Below are 13,702 nucleotides of genomic sequence, written 5' to 3'. Positions count from 1 at the left end.
AGGAACGGGCGGGCACAGACACAACAAACCCCCGGTTACTTCTCGGCATGTCGGTTCTCTCTTGTAACCGTCCACATCATGGGCCAGGATGAAATGTCGTGGAAGACGGCACTTTGAGATCACTCAGTTACTGCGAAGGCACCGTGGACGACGACTACGACGTACGCCAGTGGGACACCCGCGAGGACTGCGAGGTCCGGCAGATCCTCGACCGCATCGCGGACAAGTGGTCGCTGCTGGTGATCGCCCTGCTCGACTGCCAGAGCCTGCGCTTCACCCAGCTCCGCCGCGAGATCGACGGCGTCAGCCAGCGCATGCTCAGCGTCACCCTGCGCCAGCTCGAACGCGACGGCCTGGTCACCCGCACGGTTCACCCCGTGGTGCCGCCCCGGGTGGACTACGCGCTGACGCCGCTCGGCCGTACGCTGCACCAGACCATCAAGTCCCTGGTCACGTGGACCGAGGAGCATCAGGCGGAGATCGCGGAGGCGCGTGCGGCCTACGACTCGCGGCGCGAGATGATGGAGCCATGACCGTTCCTGAGATCGAGGCCAACGCCGTTCCCGCCGACGCTTACCTGCTCGACGTCCGCGAGCAGGACGAATGGCTGGCCGGGCACGCGCCCGAAGCCGTGCACATCCCCATGACGCAGATCCAGGGCCGGGTCGACGAGGTGCCCGGCGACCGGACGGTCTACGTCGTGTGCCGGGTGGGCGGCCGTTCGCTGCAGGTCGCGGCCTGGCTCAACCAGCTCGGGCGCGACGCGGTCAACGTCGGGGGCGGCATGCAGTCGTGGGAGTCCGCGCGCCGGCCGATGGTCAGCGAGACGGGCCAGGAGCCCTTCGTGGCATGAGGCGGCGTTACCGCGATGCGGCACCGGGCCCGGTCGATGGAGATCGCCTTCGAGTAGTTGCAGCGCGAGATTCACCATCCACGCCGCCTTCTTCACCGACGGCGAGGCCGAGCTCGGCAGGCCGGCGGCGTACGTTCAAGCTTCGCTTCCGGTTACGGCGAACTCGCCCTGCTCGCCGACGCCTTCGGTTACCGCCTACGCCGACCAGCTGAGAGCCTGAGCGTCAGCGGCTCAGGTGTACTGGTTGTCTCGGGACAGGCTGTAGTCGCAAGCCAGGTGCTGGCCTGATCGCTTGTAGATGCACACCCTCACGCGGACCAGCCGGATGGGCTTGGGGCCGGTGCGGACGAAGTTTCCGAAGTTGGTGCCGTGGGAGCCGCAGCTGGTGTCCACCTTCCAGGCGCTGTACCCGGTGGTCAGGTCGGTGTGCGTCCACTCCATCTGGGCCCGCACCCCATGGTTGTCAGCGGGGCAGATGTCGCGCACCGTGAAGTTCCGAAAGACGACCCTCGTCCGGCTGACGAAGTCGACGGTCGTCCGGACGTACCCGGCGCCGGCTCTGTCCGGGTTTTCCACGCGGGCGGAGGACACTCCGTCGGCCGCCTGCGCCGGGCTTGCCACCAGCAGCCCGCTCAACGCTGCGATTCCCAGCACGGCGCCCAGAATGCGTGTCTTCAACAGTCCTCCAGCAAGAGATGTCTCGGTTGGTTCGGTTGGCCGTGGAACGTGAACTTCAGCCCTCCCGCGTGGCCGGCGGGGGAGACGTGCGAGGTGACGTCTTCGAAGGCGGTGAGCATCGCACAGGTGGCGCCGGGGTGCCGGATGTCGTCGTCTCTGATGACGTGGGCTTTCCGACCACACCCGGGCGGGTCAGGGTCGCCTCGCCTGGTGCCAGGGGGGTGGAATACGGCCCGAGGTTCACCGGAGCGATCGTTGCACTCCTCGGCAGCACCGTGGAATATGCCGGGAATATGCCTGGTCGCTCGGCAGTGATGTACAGCGTGGCTTGGAGAATGCGTGCGTGGGCAGCCCGCCGACGCGGTGCGAGAGGCCTCTCCAGCTGTTCGTCCTGCGGACCTGCACGGACTCTCCCCAGGGCGCGATGGCAGCTACCCGGTGGTGGCCGATCTAGGACGAATGGTGCATCATGGGGGCGCGAGCTGGGATGATCCCGGCTTCGTGTACCAACCCCCGCGGGAGCTTGGGGCAACCAGGCTGAGAGGGTAGCTACTGCTGCTGCCGACCGCATGAACCTGTCCGGGTAATGCCGGCGTAGGGAGTGTGCGATGACGCATGGCGTCGAAGAAGTTCCGCTGACCCTCGAAGGCCGCCCGCCGAAGACCCTCGGCGTGCTCGACCAGGGCGCTCTCTGGGCGAACCTCGGGGTCAGCCTCCTCGGCTTCTCCGGAGCCCTGCTCCTGCTCAACCCGCTCGGCGACGCCCCGCTCAGCCTGGCCGCGGTGCTGGTGGCCACGGTGGTGGGCAGCCTGATCGGCACCGCCATGGTGGGCCTGTCCGCCATCCCCGGCACGCAGACCGGGCAGCCGGCGATGGTGCTGTTGCGCGGGCTGTTCGGGGCCAGGATCTCCTACGTGCCCACGGTGCTGAACATCGTGCAGATGATCGGCTGGGGGGCCTTCGAGCTCTGGGTGATCGCGAAGGGTGCCACCGCGATCTTCGGCTCGGTGCCGTACCAGGTGTGGGTGGTCGTGGCGGGGGTGCTGACCACCGCGCTGACGATCTGGCCGCTCGGGTCGATCCGGCTGCTGCGCCGGTACGTCACCGTCGGCGTGATCATCGCGATGATCTGGTTCACGGTGTTCTTCCTGCGCGACGCCCCCTCCCCGGAGGGCGGGAGCTGGACGGCCTTCCCCGCCGCGGTCGACTACGTGATCGCGCTCTCGGTGTCCTGGGTGCCGATGGCCGCCGACTTCGCCCGCCACTCGCGCTCCAGCAGGGCCGCCTTCACCGGCGTGGTCGGCGGATACACCCTGGCCCAGGTGGCGTGTCTGGGGCTGGGCGTGTACGCGGTGGCCCTCGCGGGCGCCGCCGGGGTGCAGGCCGACCAGACGTCGGTGTTCGGGCCGTTCGTGGCGGTGCCGCTGGGCGCGCTGTTCTTCGGCATCCTGGTCCTGCGCGAGACCGACCAGTCCTTCGCCAACGTCTACTCCACCACGGTCTCGCTGCAGAACCTGATGCCGCGGATGGACCGGCGCGTCTTCTCCGTCGGCATCGGCGTGCTCACCGTGGTGATCGCCCTGCTGGTGGACGTCACCTCGTACGGGGTGTTCCTCGGCCTGATCGGGGCGGTGTTCGTGCCGATGTTCGCGGTGCTCGCCGTGGACTACTTCCTGCTGCGCCGCGGCACGGGCTGGAACACCGCGGAGGACGCGCCCTCGCGCTGGTCGATGCTGGTGCCGTGGGCGCTGGGCTTCGCCGCCTACTGGCTGACGACCTCGACGCCGACGATCCCCCAGTGGGACGCGTGGTGGGCGGGCGTGCGCGAGGTCCTCGGCTTCGTCCGGCAGCCGTGGATGAACGGCGCCCTGGGCGGTGCCTTGGTGGCCGCGCTGGTGACGCTGCTCATCGGGCTGCTGGCCCGGCGGTCCGCCGCTCGACGTTGAGCAGGTGCTGCTTGGCGGCCGCGCCCCCCGCGTAGTCGCCGAGCGCGCCGTCCTCGCGCACCACCCGGTGGCAGGGCACGATCACGCAGATGGGGTTGGAGGCCAGCGCGTTGCCGATCGCCCGCAGCGCGCGCGGCCGGCCGATGCTCTCGCCGATCTGCTCCAGCGTGGTGGTGGTGCCATAGGGGACCGCCATGGTCTTCTGCAGCACCGTGCGCGCGAAAGTCGTGGCCAGCGTCAGGTCCACCGGCGTGGCGAACGCGCGCAGCCGCCCCGAGAAGTAGGCGTCGAGCTCCCTGCGCACCGGGTCGAGGCGTCGCGCGTCGGGCCCGATGAACCGGCCCACATGCCTGCTGACCAGCTCGAAGACGTCGTTTTCCGGCTCGAAGCTGCAGGCGGCGATGCCCTTGCCGGTCACCGCCAGCACCATCCTGCCCACGGCCCCGTCGTAGGTGCCGAAGGCGATGTCCGGTGGTGTGTCACCCCGATAGGTGCTGGAGGTCACCCGCAGCAGGGCATCGAGATCGTTGCTCGACATACCCCTCACCCTCCCACCCGCCAGGAATTACCGTGACCGCAGCGTATCGGACGGATCGCCCGACGCACCCACCGCGCCACGTGCACTATGGAGGTGTGGGGGACGAATGGGCCGGTAGTGACGATGAGATCGCTCGCGCGGCGCTCGCCAGCTCGCCCAACGCCGTCGTGGCGCTCGATCGGGACCAGAGCGTGCTGGTGTGGAACGCCGCGGCCGAGCGCGTGTTCGGGTGGCCGGCGGAGGAGCTGCTCGGGCGCAGGGCGCCGATCGTGCCTGACGAGCTGACCGCCGAGCACAACGCCGTGCTGGAACGCGTACGCACGGGGGAGCCCGTGTCGCTGCGCACCAAGCGCGTGCGCAGCGACGGCACGGTGCTCGACCTGCGGGTGGACATCAGCGCCCTGCGGCTGGGCAACGCCGTGGGCGGTTACGTGTGCGTCTACCACCCCGCCCGGGCCGACGAGGTGGCCAGGAACCGGATGGCGCGCCGGGCCAGGCTCGTGCGCCGGCTGACCGACGTGGTCGGCGACATCAACTCCGAGCTGGAGCTGTCGGCCGTGCTCGACCGGATCTCCGCCAACCTCACCGAGCTCACCGGGGCGGACGCGGGCGGGTTCGTGCTGATCGAGGGTGACAGGTTGCGGGTGGTCAGCACGTACCAGTTGCCGGACACGATCAGGGGCGCCACCAGCGACCTGCGTACGAGCCTGGTGGACAAGCTTTTACGCACCGGCAAGACCGTGATGCTGGAGTCCGACGGGCTCGACGACCTGGTGTGGGCGCGGCTCAACGGCCTGCACACGATCGCGCTCGGCCTGGCGGCGGTCGGCGGGCGCCCGTACGGCGCGCTCTACTCGCTGTTCGCCCGGCGCAGGCCGGGGCACCTGGAGCTGGAGCTGCTGGAGCTGCTGGCCGGGCATGCGGGGATCGCCGTCGGCAACGCGGTGGCCTACCAGGAGGCGGTGCGGCAGCGGGCGCACGAGCGGGCCGTGTTCGACGCCAGCGCCGACGGCATCGCCGTGCTCGACCAGGCCGGCCACGTGGTGCGGTGGAACCCGGCCGCCGCCGAGCTGACCGCGTTGCCCGCCGCGTCCGTGATCGGCGGGCCGCCGCCGTTCCCGCTGCCCAAGCCGGGCGAGAAGGTCACCTCCCAGATGGACAACGGGCGGTGGCTGGACGTGGTGAGCGCGCAGATCGAGGAGACCGGCGAGGTGGTCGTCGACTTCCGCGACGTGACCGCGGCCAAGGAGCTGGAGGAGGCCAAGGACCTGTTCCTGGCCACGACCAGCCACGAGCTGCGTACGCCGATCACGATCGTGCGGGGGTTCGCCAGCACGCTGGACTCGCGCTGGGACAAGATGGGCGACCCCGAGCGCCGCTCCGCCGTGCACACGATCGCCGAGCGGGCCAGGTCCCTGGGCGAGCTCATGGACCACCTGCTGCTGGGTGCCAGGGCCGGGGCCGACGAGCTCAAGGTGCGGATCGAGGAGTTCGACCTGGCCGAGCGGATCGACGCGGCCACGCTGGGGCTGCCCGCCCTGTCTGACCGGCACCGGGTCGAGGTGGTCATGCCGGACGGGCTGCCGTACGTGCTGGGCGACGCGCTGGCCACGGACATCGTCCTGGGGCAGTTGCTGGAGAACGCGTTCAAGTACTCGCCGAAGGGCGGGCTGATCAGCGTCGAGGCGTGGCCGGAGGACGACAACGTCGTCGTGGTGGTCGACGACGAGGGGGTCGGCATCGCCCCGGCCGACAGGGAGCGGATCTTCGAGCGCTTCGTCCAGGTGGACAGCGGCGACCGAAGACGGTTTGGTGGAGTGGGGCTCGGTCTCTACATCGTCCGCAGTCTCGCCAGGGCGCAGGGCGGAGATGTCAGCGCTCATCCGAGGCCTGGAGGAGGCACCAGAATGCGGCTCGTACTGAGATGCGTTTCCACTATCGGATCCGACACACCGATGCGGTAACGAGGTGGTCACGGTTGAGCTGATCTATCGTCCAATGTGTACAAGCTGTGATCGAGATGCGGTTTCTGGGATTGAGTAACGGGGCATTTCGGTCGTACCGGGGAGTGTTCCCGCGGGGGGCACAGGTAACGGGGAGGTGGGTGTGTCAAGCGTGGTGCTGCTGCCGTACGCGCCGTCCAGCGTTGCCGTCGCCCGCCAGCGTCTGAGCACTGACCTGCAGGACAGTGGGGTCTTTTCCGCCGCGATCGACGATGCCGTGCTGGTGGTGAGCGAGTTGCTGAGCAACGCGCTGCGGCACGCGCATCCGCTGCCGTCGGGCATGGTGAGGGTTGCCTGGCTACGCAGTGACGATCACATCGAAGTGGCGGTGAGCGATGGGGGTGCGGCCACCGAGCCGCGGGCGGGCCGCCCGACCCTGTCCTCGCTCGGGGGCCGGGGGCTCGGCATCGTGGAATACGTGGCCGAGAGCTGGGGGGTCAGGCACGACGGGGACACGACGACCGTATGGGCCATCCTGCCCGCCCCCAGTCAATCGATGAACGGGCAGGTGGCGGCACTCAGAGAGGCCGGCTAGCGAGCACGGCCCGCTCGCTGACGGTCCAGGCCGTGGAGACGAGCAGATAGAGGCCGGCCGCCAGGGGGAGCACCAGAGCGGCCAGCACGGAGCCGTACGGCAGCAGCCGCATGATCTTCTTCATCAGCTCCGGCTGCTCTTCCTGAACCTTGATCTGCCGGGCGGAGAACCACGCCACCGCCACGATCAGCAGAATGACCAATACAAAGACCAAAACCGGCATGCTGACCAGACCGTAATTGGCTACCAACCCCGCCACCTGCTGCCCCAGCGGAGCCCCGAAAAGGTCGTGCCCGGCGAGCGCGGTCGGATGCGTGGCCACCCGGTACATCAGCCACATGAACGGCAACTGCGCCAGCATCGGCATGAACCCCGCGAACGGCGACGTGCCTTCCTTGGCGTAGAGCGCGGACAGTTCCTTCGACAGGCGCTCCGGGTTGCGCCCGTGCCGCTGCTGCAGCTCGCGCAGCTTGGGGGCGAGCCGCTCGCGGATCTTCATCGTACGGGCCTGGCGCACGTTGAGCGGCAGCAGCAGAAGGCGTACGGCCAGCGTGAACAGCACGATCCCGAGCGCGGCGCTGCCGCCGGACATGCCGATGACAAAGGTGACGAGAGAATCGATCATGAGCCCTTGTTCCCTAGGAGAGGCGGACGAGGGGCTCACTCGTCTCACAGAGGGAGCCCCGCCTTACTGGAAAGCGGGGCATGCCTAGGGGGCTCGCGGGCGCGAACGACCGGCCGCGTCCGGATCGCGCTGCCGCTGGAAGGCCGTGCGGCGCGCATAGGTCAGCGGGAAGCTCGGCGGCTCTCCGCTGAGCGTGGGCAGCAGCGTGGCCGCCCACGTGGCCAGCAGCAGGATCGCCACCATGGTGATCCCCACCAGCCACGGATCGAACAGGATCTGCGTCACTGCGAGCGCGACTTGCCCACCACGGTGACCGCGACGAAGACGAGCAGAGCGACCACACCGACGATCAAAGCGAGCTTGACCAGGCCGACCAGCATCGGCAGCAAGAAGTTGAACAGCACGAAGAGACCCAGCAAGGTCCCTATGACGAGCATCACGACTCTACCCATGAGGCAACCGTACGTCCTGGGGACATGATCCGCGAGCCTTACGAACCAATGACGTACATGTCACTTACGTGCACCACGGCCGTACCGTGAAGTCGTGAACACGCGCATCCTGGTGGTGGACGACGATCCCACGGTCTCCGAGGTCGTGGCGCGCTATCTGGAGCGCGACGGGCACGAGGTCGAGTGCGTCGGCGACGGCGTCGAGGCGCTGCGCAGGGCGCTGGCGAACCCGCCCGACCTCATGGTGCTCGACCTGATGCTGCCCAAGATCGACGGGCTGCAGGTGTGCAGAAAGCTCAGGGAGCGCTGGCCGGTCCCGGTGATCATGCTGACCGCGCTCGGCGAGGAGATCGACCGGGTGGTCGGGCTGGAGACCGGGGCCGACGACTACGTCACCAAGCCGTTCAGCCCGCGCGAGCTGGCGCTGCGCGTGCAGTCGGTGCTGCGGCGGGCGCGCGGGGCCTCCGTCACCGGGGGCACGGGGGTGCTCCGCGACGGCGACCTGGTGGTGGACGTGGGGGCCCACGAGGTACGGCGGCGCGACGCCGAGGTGATGCTGACGGCCCGGGAGTTCGACCTGCTGGCCTACCTCATGCGTAACCCGCGGCAGGCGTTCAGCCGGTCGGCGCTGCTCAACCAGGTGTGGGGGTGGTCGTTCGGCGACTCGTCAACCGTGACCGTGCACGTGCGGCGGCTGCGGGAGAAGATCGAGCCCGACCCGACCGAGCCGCGCAGGATCGTCACGGTGTGGGGGGTCGGCTACCGGTACGAGCCGCTGGAGGGCCCATGATGCCCAAGCCGGGGGACCTGCCCATGGTCGTGGGCGTCACGGCCGGGCTCGGGCTGCTGGTCGCGCTGGCGGGCATCTGGGTGATGTGGCGGCTGCGTACCAGGTCCATCGGGGTGATGCTGGCCGTGGTCGTGGTGGTCGCGGTGGCGGCCACGCTGGCGGGCGTCGTGGCGATCATCACCAAGATGATCATCGAGGGGCCGACCAAGGACTTCGTGCTGAGCGTGGTGGCCGTGGGCGGGCTGGTGGGGCTGGGGGTGGCGTTCGTGCTGGCCAAGCGGGTGGTCGGGGAGAGCAGGCGGCTGGTGGCGGCCGTACGCGACCTGCCGTTCGTCGCGCCCCAGGGGCTGCCGGCCGAGCTGCAGACGATCGCGAACACCCTTGAGGAGGCGTACGCGCGGGAGCGGGCCCTGGAGGGGGCGCGGCGGGAGCTGGTGGCGTGGGTGAGCCACGACCTGCGTACGCCGCTGGCCGGGATGCGCGCCATGGCCGAGGCGCTGGAGGACGGGGTGGTGTCCGACTCCGGGACGGTCGCGCGCTACCACAGGCAGATCAGGCTCGAGGTGGAGCGGCTGTCGGGGATGGTGGACGACCTGTTCGAGCTGTCGCGGATCCACGCCGGGTCGCTGCGGCTGTCGCGGGCCAGGATCGGGCTGGCCGACCTCGTCGCCGACACGCTGGCCGGGGCGGAGCCGCTCGCCCGGGCCAAAGGGGTGCTGCTCACGGCCGAGGCGGCGGCCGCGGTGCCGGTGGAGGCCGACGCGGGGGCCCTCGGCCGGGCCCTGGGCAACCTGGTGGTCAACGCCATCCGGCACACGCCGTCCGACCGGGCCGTGGTGCTCAGGGCCGGGGTGGATGCGGAGGGGATGGCCTGTTTGTCGGTCACGGACTGTTGCGGGGGGATACCCGAGGAGGATCTGCCTCGGGTGTTCGAAGTGGCCTTCCGGGGGGAGGCTGCTCGTACTCCTACCGCCGATGGAGGGGCCGGGCTGGGGCTGGCCATCGCGCAAGGGATCGTGGAGGCGCACGACGGGGTGATCGGGGTGGTCAACGACGGGCCGGGGTGCCGGTTCGAGATCCGGCTTCCCCTGGTCAGCGGCTGACGGCCGGTCTTGCCCCTCAGGCGCTCTCCGGCAGATCCCGCGATGCACCGAAGGACTCCGACATTGCCCGAAATGTCGGGCAAGGCCAGCGCCACATGCAGCTCCGGCACCGCAGGATCGGGTGGGCGGTGTCGCTCGTGATGCCCCCCGCGTCCCGCGGCTGGTGGAGATCGAGCAACCTGAGCCCCAGCTCCGTGAACCTGAGCAGCTCGGTGCGCGCCCCGGCGAGGAACTCCAGGTCCTCGATGGCGAGCCGGGTGCGGATGGGGACGTAGCCTTCGTGGTTCACCAGGCCGCGCAGGCGCCCCGCTTGGTCATGCCATGACGTCGCCTTCTCTGTGCTGATGAGGATGGTCTCCAGGCGTTCTCGGAGCCCCTGACGCTGTGGATCTTCGGGTTTGTCGGCCTTCATCGATGCGGGGCCCGTCGCGCGTGCCCCAGCCCCTCCCTCTCCGTGAAGCGTTGCCGGTTCCGGTGTCACGCTGTCAAGCTTCGCGTACTCTCCGTTTTCATGGAGCCCAAACGCAGGACAAAAACCTGTCGTTCCCCTATCGGCGTGACAACGTGACCGGAAGCCTTCGCGCCGCTAGCCTGCCCATGTGGAGCTCAAGGTCTCGACTCGATCACATGCCGGGTGCGCGCTAGTCGCGGTCACCGGAGAAATCGACCTCTACACGGCGCCTCACCTGCAGTCCGAGTTCACTCGGCTGCTGCAGGAGGGGCCCAGCCGGGTGGTCATCGACATGTCCGCCGTGGATTTCTGCGACTCCACGGGGATGAACGTGCTGCTCTCGGCGCTCAAGCGCATGAAAGAGCAGGGAGGGTCGCTCGAGGTGGCTTCCCCGCGTCCCGCCGTACGCAAGATTCTGCAGGTCACCGGGCTCGACTCGGTGTTCACCGTGCACGATGAGGTGCCGCAGGAGTTCCTCATAACAGAGGGATCATGACGGAACCTCTGAGTGCGGATCGGAGCGGCGGCGACACGGCGGTCATCATCCCGGCCGCCAATGAGGCCGACCGCATCGCGGCCACCGTCAAGGCCGCCGCGGCGCTGCCCGGGGTCGATCTCGTCGTGGTCGTGGACGACGGCTCGGCGGACCAGACCGGCAGGGTGGCCCGCGCGGCCGGGGCCCGGGTGGTGCGGCACAGCCGCAACCGGGGCAAGGCCGCCGCGATGGAGACGGGGGCCGAGGCGGTGCGCCTCCTCGACGAGGACGCCACCCCCCGCCACCTGCTCTTCCTCGACGCCGACCTGGGCGGGACGGCCCAGGCCGCGGCGCCGCTGATCGAGCCCGTACGCCAGGGCACGGCCGACATGACGATCGCGGTGTTCACGACGAGGGTGAAGCTCGGCGGGCACGGCTTAGTCGTCCGCCTCTCGAAAGAGGGCATCCGCCGGGCCACCGGCTTCGACCCGGCCCAGCCGCTCAACGGGCAACGCTGCCTCACCAGAGCGGCCTTCGAGGCGGCCCGGCCGCTGGCGCACGGGTTCGGGGTGGAGACGGCGCTGACGATCGACCTGCTGCGCAAGGGCTACCGGGTGACCGAGGTCGAGGTGGACATGTCGCACCGGGCCACGGGCACGGACCTGCGGGCCCAGCTCCACCGGGCGCGGCAGTTGCGGGACGTGGCGCGGGCGCTGGCCGTACGCGAGCCTCTGGTCGTCCAGAACCTCGACCGGCTCCGTCCGAAACGCTGACCCGATTTGGCCGCGGGGCTCTGTTCGCCCTGGACCCTAAACTCACCGCCCATGACCGATATTGACGAGCAGGGCCGTCCCGAGCCTCCCCTCGCGGCCGACGAGACCGACACTCTCGTGGGCTACCTGGACTATCAGCGCGCCACCCTGGCGTGGAAATGCTCCGGGCTGGACGCGGCCGGGCTGAGGGCGACCGTCGGGGTGTCGTCGATGACGCTGGGCGGGATCCTCAAGCACATGGCCTTCGTCGAGAACCACTGGTTCGCCCACTACCTGCACGGGCGCGAGGGGCAGCCGCTCTGGACCACGGTGGACTGGGAGGCCGACCGTGACTGGGAGTGGAACTCGGCCGCCCAGGACTCGCCCGAGGAGCTGCACGCGCTCTGGGAGGACGCGGTTTCGCGGTCGCGGGCGCTGGTCGAGGAGGCGCTGGCGGGCGGCGGTCTTGGACAGCCGGCCCGGCGAACGTGGCCCGACGGCCGGGCGCCGAGCCTGCGGTGGATCCTCGTCCACATGATCGAGGAGTACGCCCGGCACAACGGACACGCCGACCTCATCCGGGAGTCGGTGGACGGGCTCACCGGGGAGTAGCGGGGGCGCTCGCCGCCACCGGGCGGCCCAGCCGTTTGCCGAGCCGCCCGTCCAGCCCTTTTGCCGGCCCGCTCGCTCAGCCGCCCGTCGGGACCTTTGCCGGCCCGCTCGCTCAGCCGCCCGTCCGGACCTTTGTCCACAGGTATCCACAGGCCAGATACCAGGGAGGACGGGGGTTGGGGACCTGGTTATCCACAGGAAGTCACAGCTCGGCCCCGTTATCCACAGGCAGGACCGGATCGGGCGAAGGTGTCTTGCGGGTGTGCTGGAATTTCCCGGTGACTTCGGAGACGCGGCACGGACAGGCACGAGGCCGGCTGGCCGGGGCGGCCATGGCGGCGATCGGCGCCTCGATCCTGCTGACGGTCACCATCGGGCTGCTGGGCCCGTCACCACTGGTCCCAACCCTGAGCGGCCCCGCCTGGCACCCGCCCTATTCCCTCGACCTCAACCCAGAGCCTCATCTGACGGTCGCCCTGGCGGCAGCCGCCCTCATCCTCGGCGGCCTCGGCCTCCTGACCACCCTGCTGCTTCTCCGCCGCCCTGGCGGGCGAGACCCCATCACCTCACACCCGCCTGCCGCAGAGCCGGGAGACCCCTCCGCGCCCACCCGAGGTGCCGCCCCCGCCACACCGGCCCAGGGCGGTTCGTCCGGGCAAGAGCCGGACGGTGGATTCCCGGGACGACGGGGGCCGGATACCGGCTCGGTCGGGCAAGGCCCCGGCGATGGAGTCGAGCGAGGCCCGGGCGCTGGATCCGCTGAGCCACCCCTGACCGGCGAACCGTCCCATATGCCCTCCGGGTGGCCGTGGCGCCTGCCGGCCGGTGCTCGGTGGCTGCCCAGCGCCCGGTTGCTGATCCTCATCGGCTGCGTGGCCGCCGGCGTGCTGGCGTTCCTTCCCCCGTCGGGCTCCGGCGACCACCTCAACTACGCCGCGTACGGCCGCATGGTGACGCTGGGCCTCAGCCCGTACACGCATGGCGCGGCGGACCTGCCGGGCGATCCCGTCGCCGACGCGGTGGAGGAGCCGTGGCGTGAGGAGCCGAGCGTCTACGGGCCCGTGGCCACGGCCGTGCAGGCGGTGGCGAGCTGGGTGGGCGGCGACTCGCTCCGCCTGACGATATTCGTGCTGGCCCTGTTCAACTCCGTCGCGTTCATCGTGACGGGCCTGCTCATAGACCGTTTCACCAGGGACGACCCGGCCAGACGCCTCAGGGCGGCCCTGCTGTGGACGGCCAACCCCCTTCTGCTCTACCAGCTGGTCGCGGGCCTGCACGTCGACACGCTGGCCATCGCCTGCATGGTGGCCGCGCTCCTGGCCAGGAGCCGGCCTGTCGGCTCGGGCGTCCTGCTCGGGCTGGGGGTGGCGATCAAGGTCAACGCCGGCCTCGTGGCCCTCGGTCCGGCCTGGGAGCTACGGCGTCGGCCTGCCCGCCTGGCGCTCATGGCGGGCTGCGCCGTCGTGGTGGTCGCGGTCGGGTACGCGATCGTCGGCCCGGACGCGATCGCGCCGATGACCCGGACGAGCAAGTCGATCTCCCATGCCTCGTTCTGGAAGCTCGTCCAGGGCTGGCTCCAGTCGATCGTGGGCACCGGGAGCGCGTACCGGGGGGAGATCCAGATCGGCTCGCTCCTGGTGCTCGGGCTCATCGCCTGGTCCCTGCTGCGCTGGGCCGCCCGCCGAAGGTCGTCGACCGGCGACCCGGTGCGTGGCGCGTCGGTGGGCGGCGGTTCATTGGGCGGCGGCTCATTGGGCGGTCGGCCCTCGGGCGGGGGGTTGGGCGCGCCGGTCGTGGCAGCGGGGCTGGTGGTGGCGTACGTGTTCGCGACGCCGTACATCCTGCCCTGGTACGACGGGCTGGCGCTCGGGCTGCTGGCGCTCGTGGGG

At 70.1% G+C, this 13,702-nt stretch carries 16 protein-coding genes, 1 pseudogene and 1 riboswitch; of the genes and pseudogenes, 11 read left to right on the top strand and 6 right to left on the bottom strand.

The window, feature by feature from the left end; genetic code table 11:
• Positions 1-113 precede the first annotated feature (113 nt).
• The gene (locus ACTWPW_RS07550; RefSeq protein WP_375110348.1) at positions 114-533 is read left to right on the top strand and encodes a winged helix-turn-helix transcriptional regulator; all 420 of its coding nucleotides are present in this window, start codon (positions 114-116) and stop codon (positions 531-533) included.
• Complete coding sequence (locus tag ACTWPW_RS07545) at positions 530-853, top strand: rhodanese-like domain-containing protein (RefSeq protein ID WP_375110347.1); 324 nt, start codon at positions 530-532, stop codon at positions 851-853. The genes ACTWPW_RS07550 and ACTWPW_RS07545 overlap by 4 nt, the downstream gene beginning before the upstream one ends.
• Before the next feature lie 231 nt (positions 854-1,084).
• Here the strand turns inward: ACTWPW_RS07545 and ACTWPW_RS07540 are convergent, their stop codons facing one another.
• Positions 1,085-1,507, bottom strand: a complete 423-nt coding sequence (locus ACTWPW_RS07540) for a hypothetical protein (protein WP_443168267.1) — start codon at positions 1,505-1,507, stop codon at positions 1,085-1,087.
• 529 nt (positions 1,508-2,036) lie between these two features.
• Positions 2,037-2,149: riboswitch (TPP riboswitch) on the top strand.
• Here ACTWPW_RS07540 and ACTWPW_RS07535 point away from each other — a divergent pair.
• Positions 2,140-3,477, top strand: a complete 1,338-nt coding sequence (locus ACTWPW_RS07535; RefSeq protein ID WP_375110344.1) for a purine-cytosine permease family protein — start codon at positions 2,140-2,142, stop codon at positions 3,475-3,477. (Overlaps the previous riboswitch by 10 nt.)
• Here the strand turns inward: ACTWPW_RS07535 and ACTWPW_RS07530 are convergent.
• Positions 3,437-4,015 (bottom strand): methylated-DNA--[protein]-cysteine S-methyltransferase, encoded by a 579-nt coding sequence (locus ACTWPW_RS07530; protein WP_375110343.1) that lies wholly within the window; start codon positions 4,013-4,015, stop codon positions 3,437-3,439. The genes ACTWPW_RS07535 and ACTWPW_RS07530 overlap by 41 nt on opposite strands.
• A gap of 95 nt (positions 4,016-4,110) precedes the next feature.
• Here ACTWPW_RS07530 and ACTWPW_RS07525 point away from each other — a divergent pair, with 95 nt between their 5' ends.
• Positions 4,111-5,979 carry an ATP-binding protein gene (locus ACTWPW_RS07525; RefSeq protein ID WP_375110342.1) on the top strand — a complete coding sequence of 623 codons (1,869 nt, stop codon included), beginning with the start codon at positions 4,111-4,113 and terminating at the stop codon, positions 5,977-5,979.
• 151 nt (positions 5,980-6,130) lie between these two features.
• Positions 6,131-6,553: an ATP-binding protein gene (locus ACTWPW_RS07520; protein WP_364111355.1), complete on the top strand. Its 423-nt coding sequence runs from the start codon at positions 6,131-6,133 to the stop codon at positions 6,551-6,553.
• Here ACTWPW_RS07520 and ACTWPW_RS07515 read toward each other — a convergent pair.
• The 3 genes from ACTWPW_RS07515 to ACTWPW_RS07505 all read right to left on the bottom strand — a co-directional run bounded on the left by ACTWPW_RS07515 (position 6,537) and on the right by ACTWPW_RS07505 (position 7,630).
• Positions 6,537-7,178 carry a YidC/Oxa1 family membrane protein insertase gene (locus ACTWPW_RS07515; protein WP_364111353.1) on the bottom strand — a complete coding sequence of 214 codons (642 nt, stop codon included), beginning with the start codon at positions 7,176-7,178 and terminating at the stop codon, positions 6,537-6,539. The two genes, ACTWPW_RS07520 and ACTWPW_RS07515, sit on opposite strands and share 17 nt — an antisense overlap.
• Positions 7,179-7,262: 84 nt before the next feature.
• Positions 7,263-7,463, bottom strand: a complete 201-nt coding sequence (locus tag ACTWPW_RS07510; RefSeq protein ID WP_364111351.1) for a DUF6412 domain-containing protein — start codon at positions 7,461-7,463, stop codon at positions 7,263-7,265.
• Positions 7,460-7,630: a hypothetical protein gene (locus ACTWPW_RS07505; protein WP_364111349.1), complete on the bottom strand. Its 171-nt coding sequence runs from the start codon at positions 7,628-7,630 to the stop codon at positions 7,460-7,462. The genes ACTWPW_RS07510 and ACTWPW_RS07505 overlap by 4 nt, the downstream gene beginning before the upstream one ends.
• A gap of 94 nt (positions 7,631-7,724) precedes the next feature.
• On the opposite strand from ACTWPW_RS07505, the gene ACTWPW_RS07500 reads away from it, so the two are divergent.
• Positions 7,725-8,420: a response regulator transcription factor gene (locus ACTWPW_RS07500; RefSeq protein WP_375110341.1), complete on the top strand. Its 696-nt coding sequence runs from the start codon at positions 7,725-7,727 to the stop codon at positions 8,418-8,420.
• Positions 8,417-9,523 (top strand): sensor histidine kinase, encoded by a 1,107-nt coding sequence (locus ACTWPW_RS07495; protein ID WP_375110340.1) that lies wholly within the window; start codon positions 8,417-8,419, stop codon positions 9,521-9,523. The genes ACTWPW_RS07500 and ACTWPW_RS07495 overlap by 4 nt, the downstream gene beginning before the upstream one ends.
• A gap of 16 nt (positions 9,524-9,539) precedes the next feature.
• Here the strand turns inward: ACTWPW_RS07495 and ACTWPW_RS07490 are convergent, their stop codons facing one another.
• The gene (locus tag ACTWPW_RS07490) at positions 9,540-9,812 is read right to left on the bottom strand and encodes a hypothetical protein (protein ID WP_375110339.1); all 273 of its coding nucleotides are present in this window, start codon (positions 9,810-9,812) and stop codon (positions 9,540-9,542) included.
• A 310-nt stretch (positions 9,813-10,122) separates the two neighbouring features.
• On the opposite strand from ACTWPW_RS07490, the gene ACTWPW_RS07485 reads away from it, so the two are divergent.
• The 4 genes and pseudogenes from ACTWPW_RS07485 to mptB form a co-directional block, all read left to right on the top strand.
• Positions 10,123-10,470: an STAS domain-containing protein gene (locus ACTWPW_RS07485; protein ID WP_364111341.1), complete on the top strand. Its 348-nt coding sequence runs from the start codon at positions 10,123-10,125 to the stop codon at positions 10,468-10,470.
• Entirely contained in the window at positions 10,467-11,222 is a 756-nt protein-coding gene (locus ACTWPW_RS07480) for a glycosyltransferase family 2 protein (protein ID WP_375110338.1), read from the top strand. The genes ACTWPW_RS07485 and ACTWPW_RS07480 overlap by 4 nt, the downstream gene beginning before the upstream one ends.
• A 51-nt stretch (positions 11,223-11,273) precedes the next feature.
• The gene (locus tag ACTWPW_RS07475) at positions 11,274-11,813 is read left to right on the top strand and encodes a DinB family protein (RefSeq protein WP_443168266.1); all 540 of its coding nucleotides are present in this window, start codon (positions 11,274-11,276) and stop codon (positions 11,811-11,813) included.
• Positions 11,814-12,145: 332 nt separating this feature from the next.
• Positions 12,146-13,489 (top strand): annotated as a pseudogene (gene mptB / locus ACTWPW_RS07470) (polyprenol phosphomannose-dependent alpha 1,6 mannosyltransferase MptB); the annotation flags it as partial.
• Positions 13,490-13,702 lie beyond the last annotated feature (213 nt).

The sequence above is a fragment of the Nonomuraea sp. KM90 genome (genome assembly GCF_052246675.1).
Taxonomy (GTDB): Bacteria; Actinomycetota; Actinomycetes; order Streptosporangiales; family Streptosporangiaceae; genus Nonomuraea.
Note: the sequence above shows the minus strand (reverse complement) of the source record. Positions and strands in the feature narration are given on the sequence as shown.

Excerpts from the sequence above, each read along its gene's own strand:
- ACTWPW_RS07545 (WP_375110347.1), top strand. The coding sequence starts at position 530 with ATGACCGTTCCTGAGATCGAGGCCAACGCCGTTCCCGCCGACGCTTAC.
- ACTWPW_RS07535 (WP_375110344.1), top strand. The coding sequence starts at position 2,140 with ATGACGCATGGCGTCGAAGAAGTTCCGCTGACCCTCGAAGGCCGCCCG.
- ACTWPW_RS07530 (WP_375110343.1), bottom strand. The coding sequence starts at position 4,015 with ATGTCGAGCAACGATCTCGATGCCCTGCTGCGGGTGACCTCCAGCACC.
- ACTWPW_RS07515 (WP_364111353.1), bottom strand. The coding sequence starts at position 7,178 with ATGATCGATTCTCTCGTCACCTTTGTCATCGGCATGTCCGGCGGCAGC.
- ACTWPW_RS07475 (WP_443168266.1), top strand. The coding sequence starts at position 11,274 with ATGACCGATATTGACGAGCAGGGCCGTCCCGAGCCTCCCCTCGCGGCC.
- ACTWPW_RS07495 (WP_375110340.1), top strand. The coding sequence starts at position 8,417 with ATGATGCCCAAGCCGGGGGACCTGCCCATGGTCGTGGGCGTCACGGCC.
- ACTWPW_RS07505 (WP_364111349.1), bottom strand. The coding sequence starts at position 7,630 with ATGGGTAGAGTCGTGATGCTCGTCATAGGGACCTTGCTGGGTCTCTTC.
- ACTWPW_RS07480 (WP_375110338.1), top strand. The coding sequence starts at position 10,467 with ATGACGGAACCTCTGAGTGCGGATCGGAGCGGCGGCGACACGGCGGTC.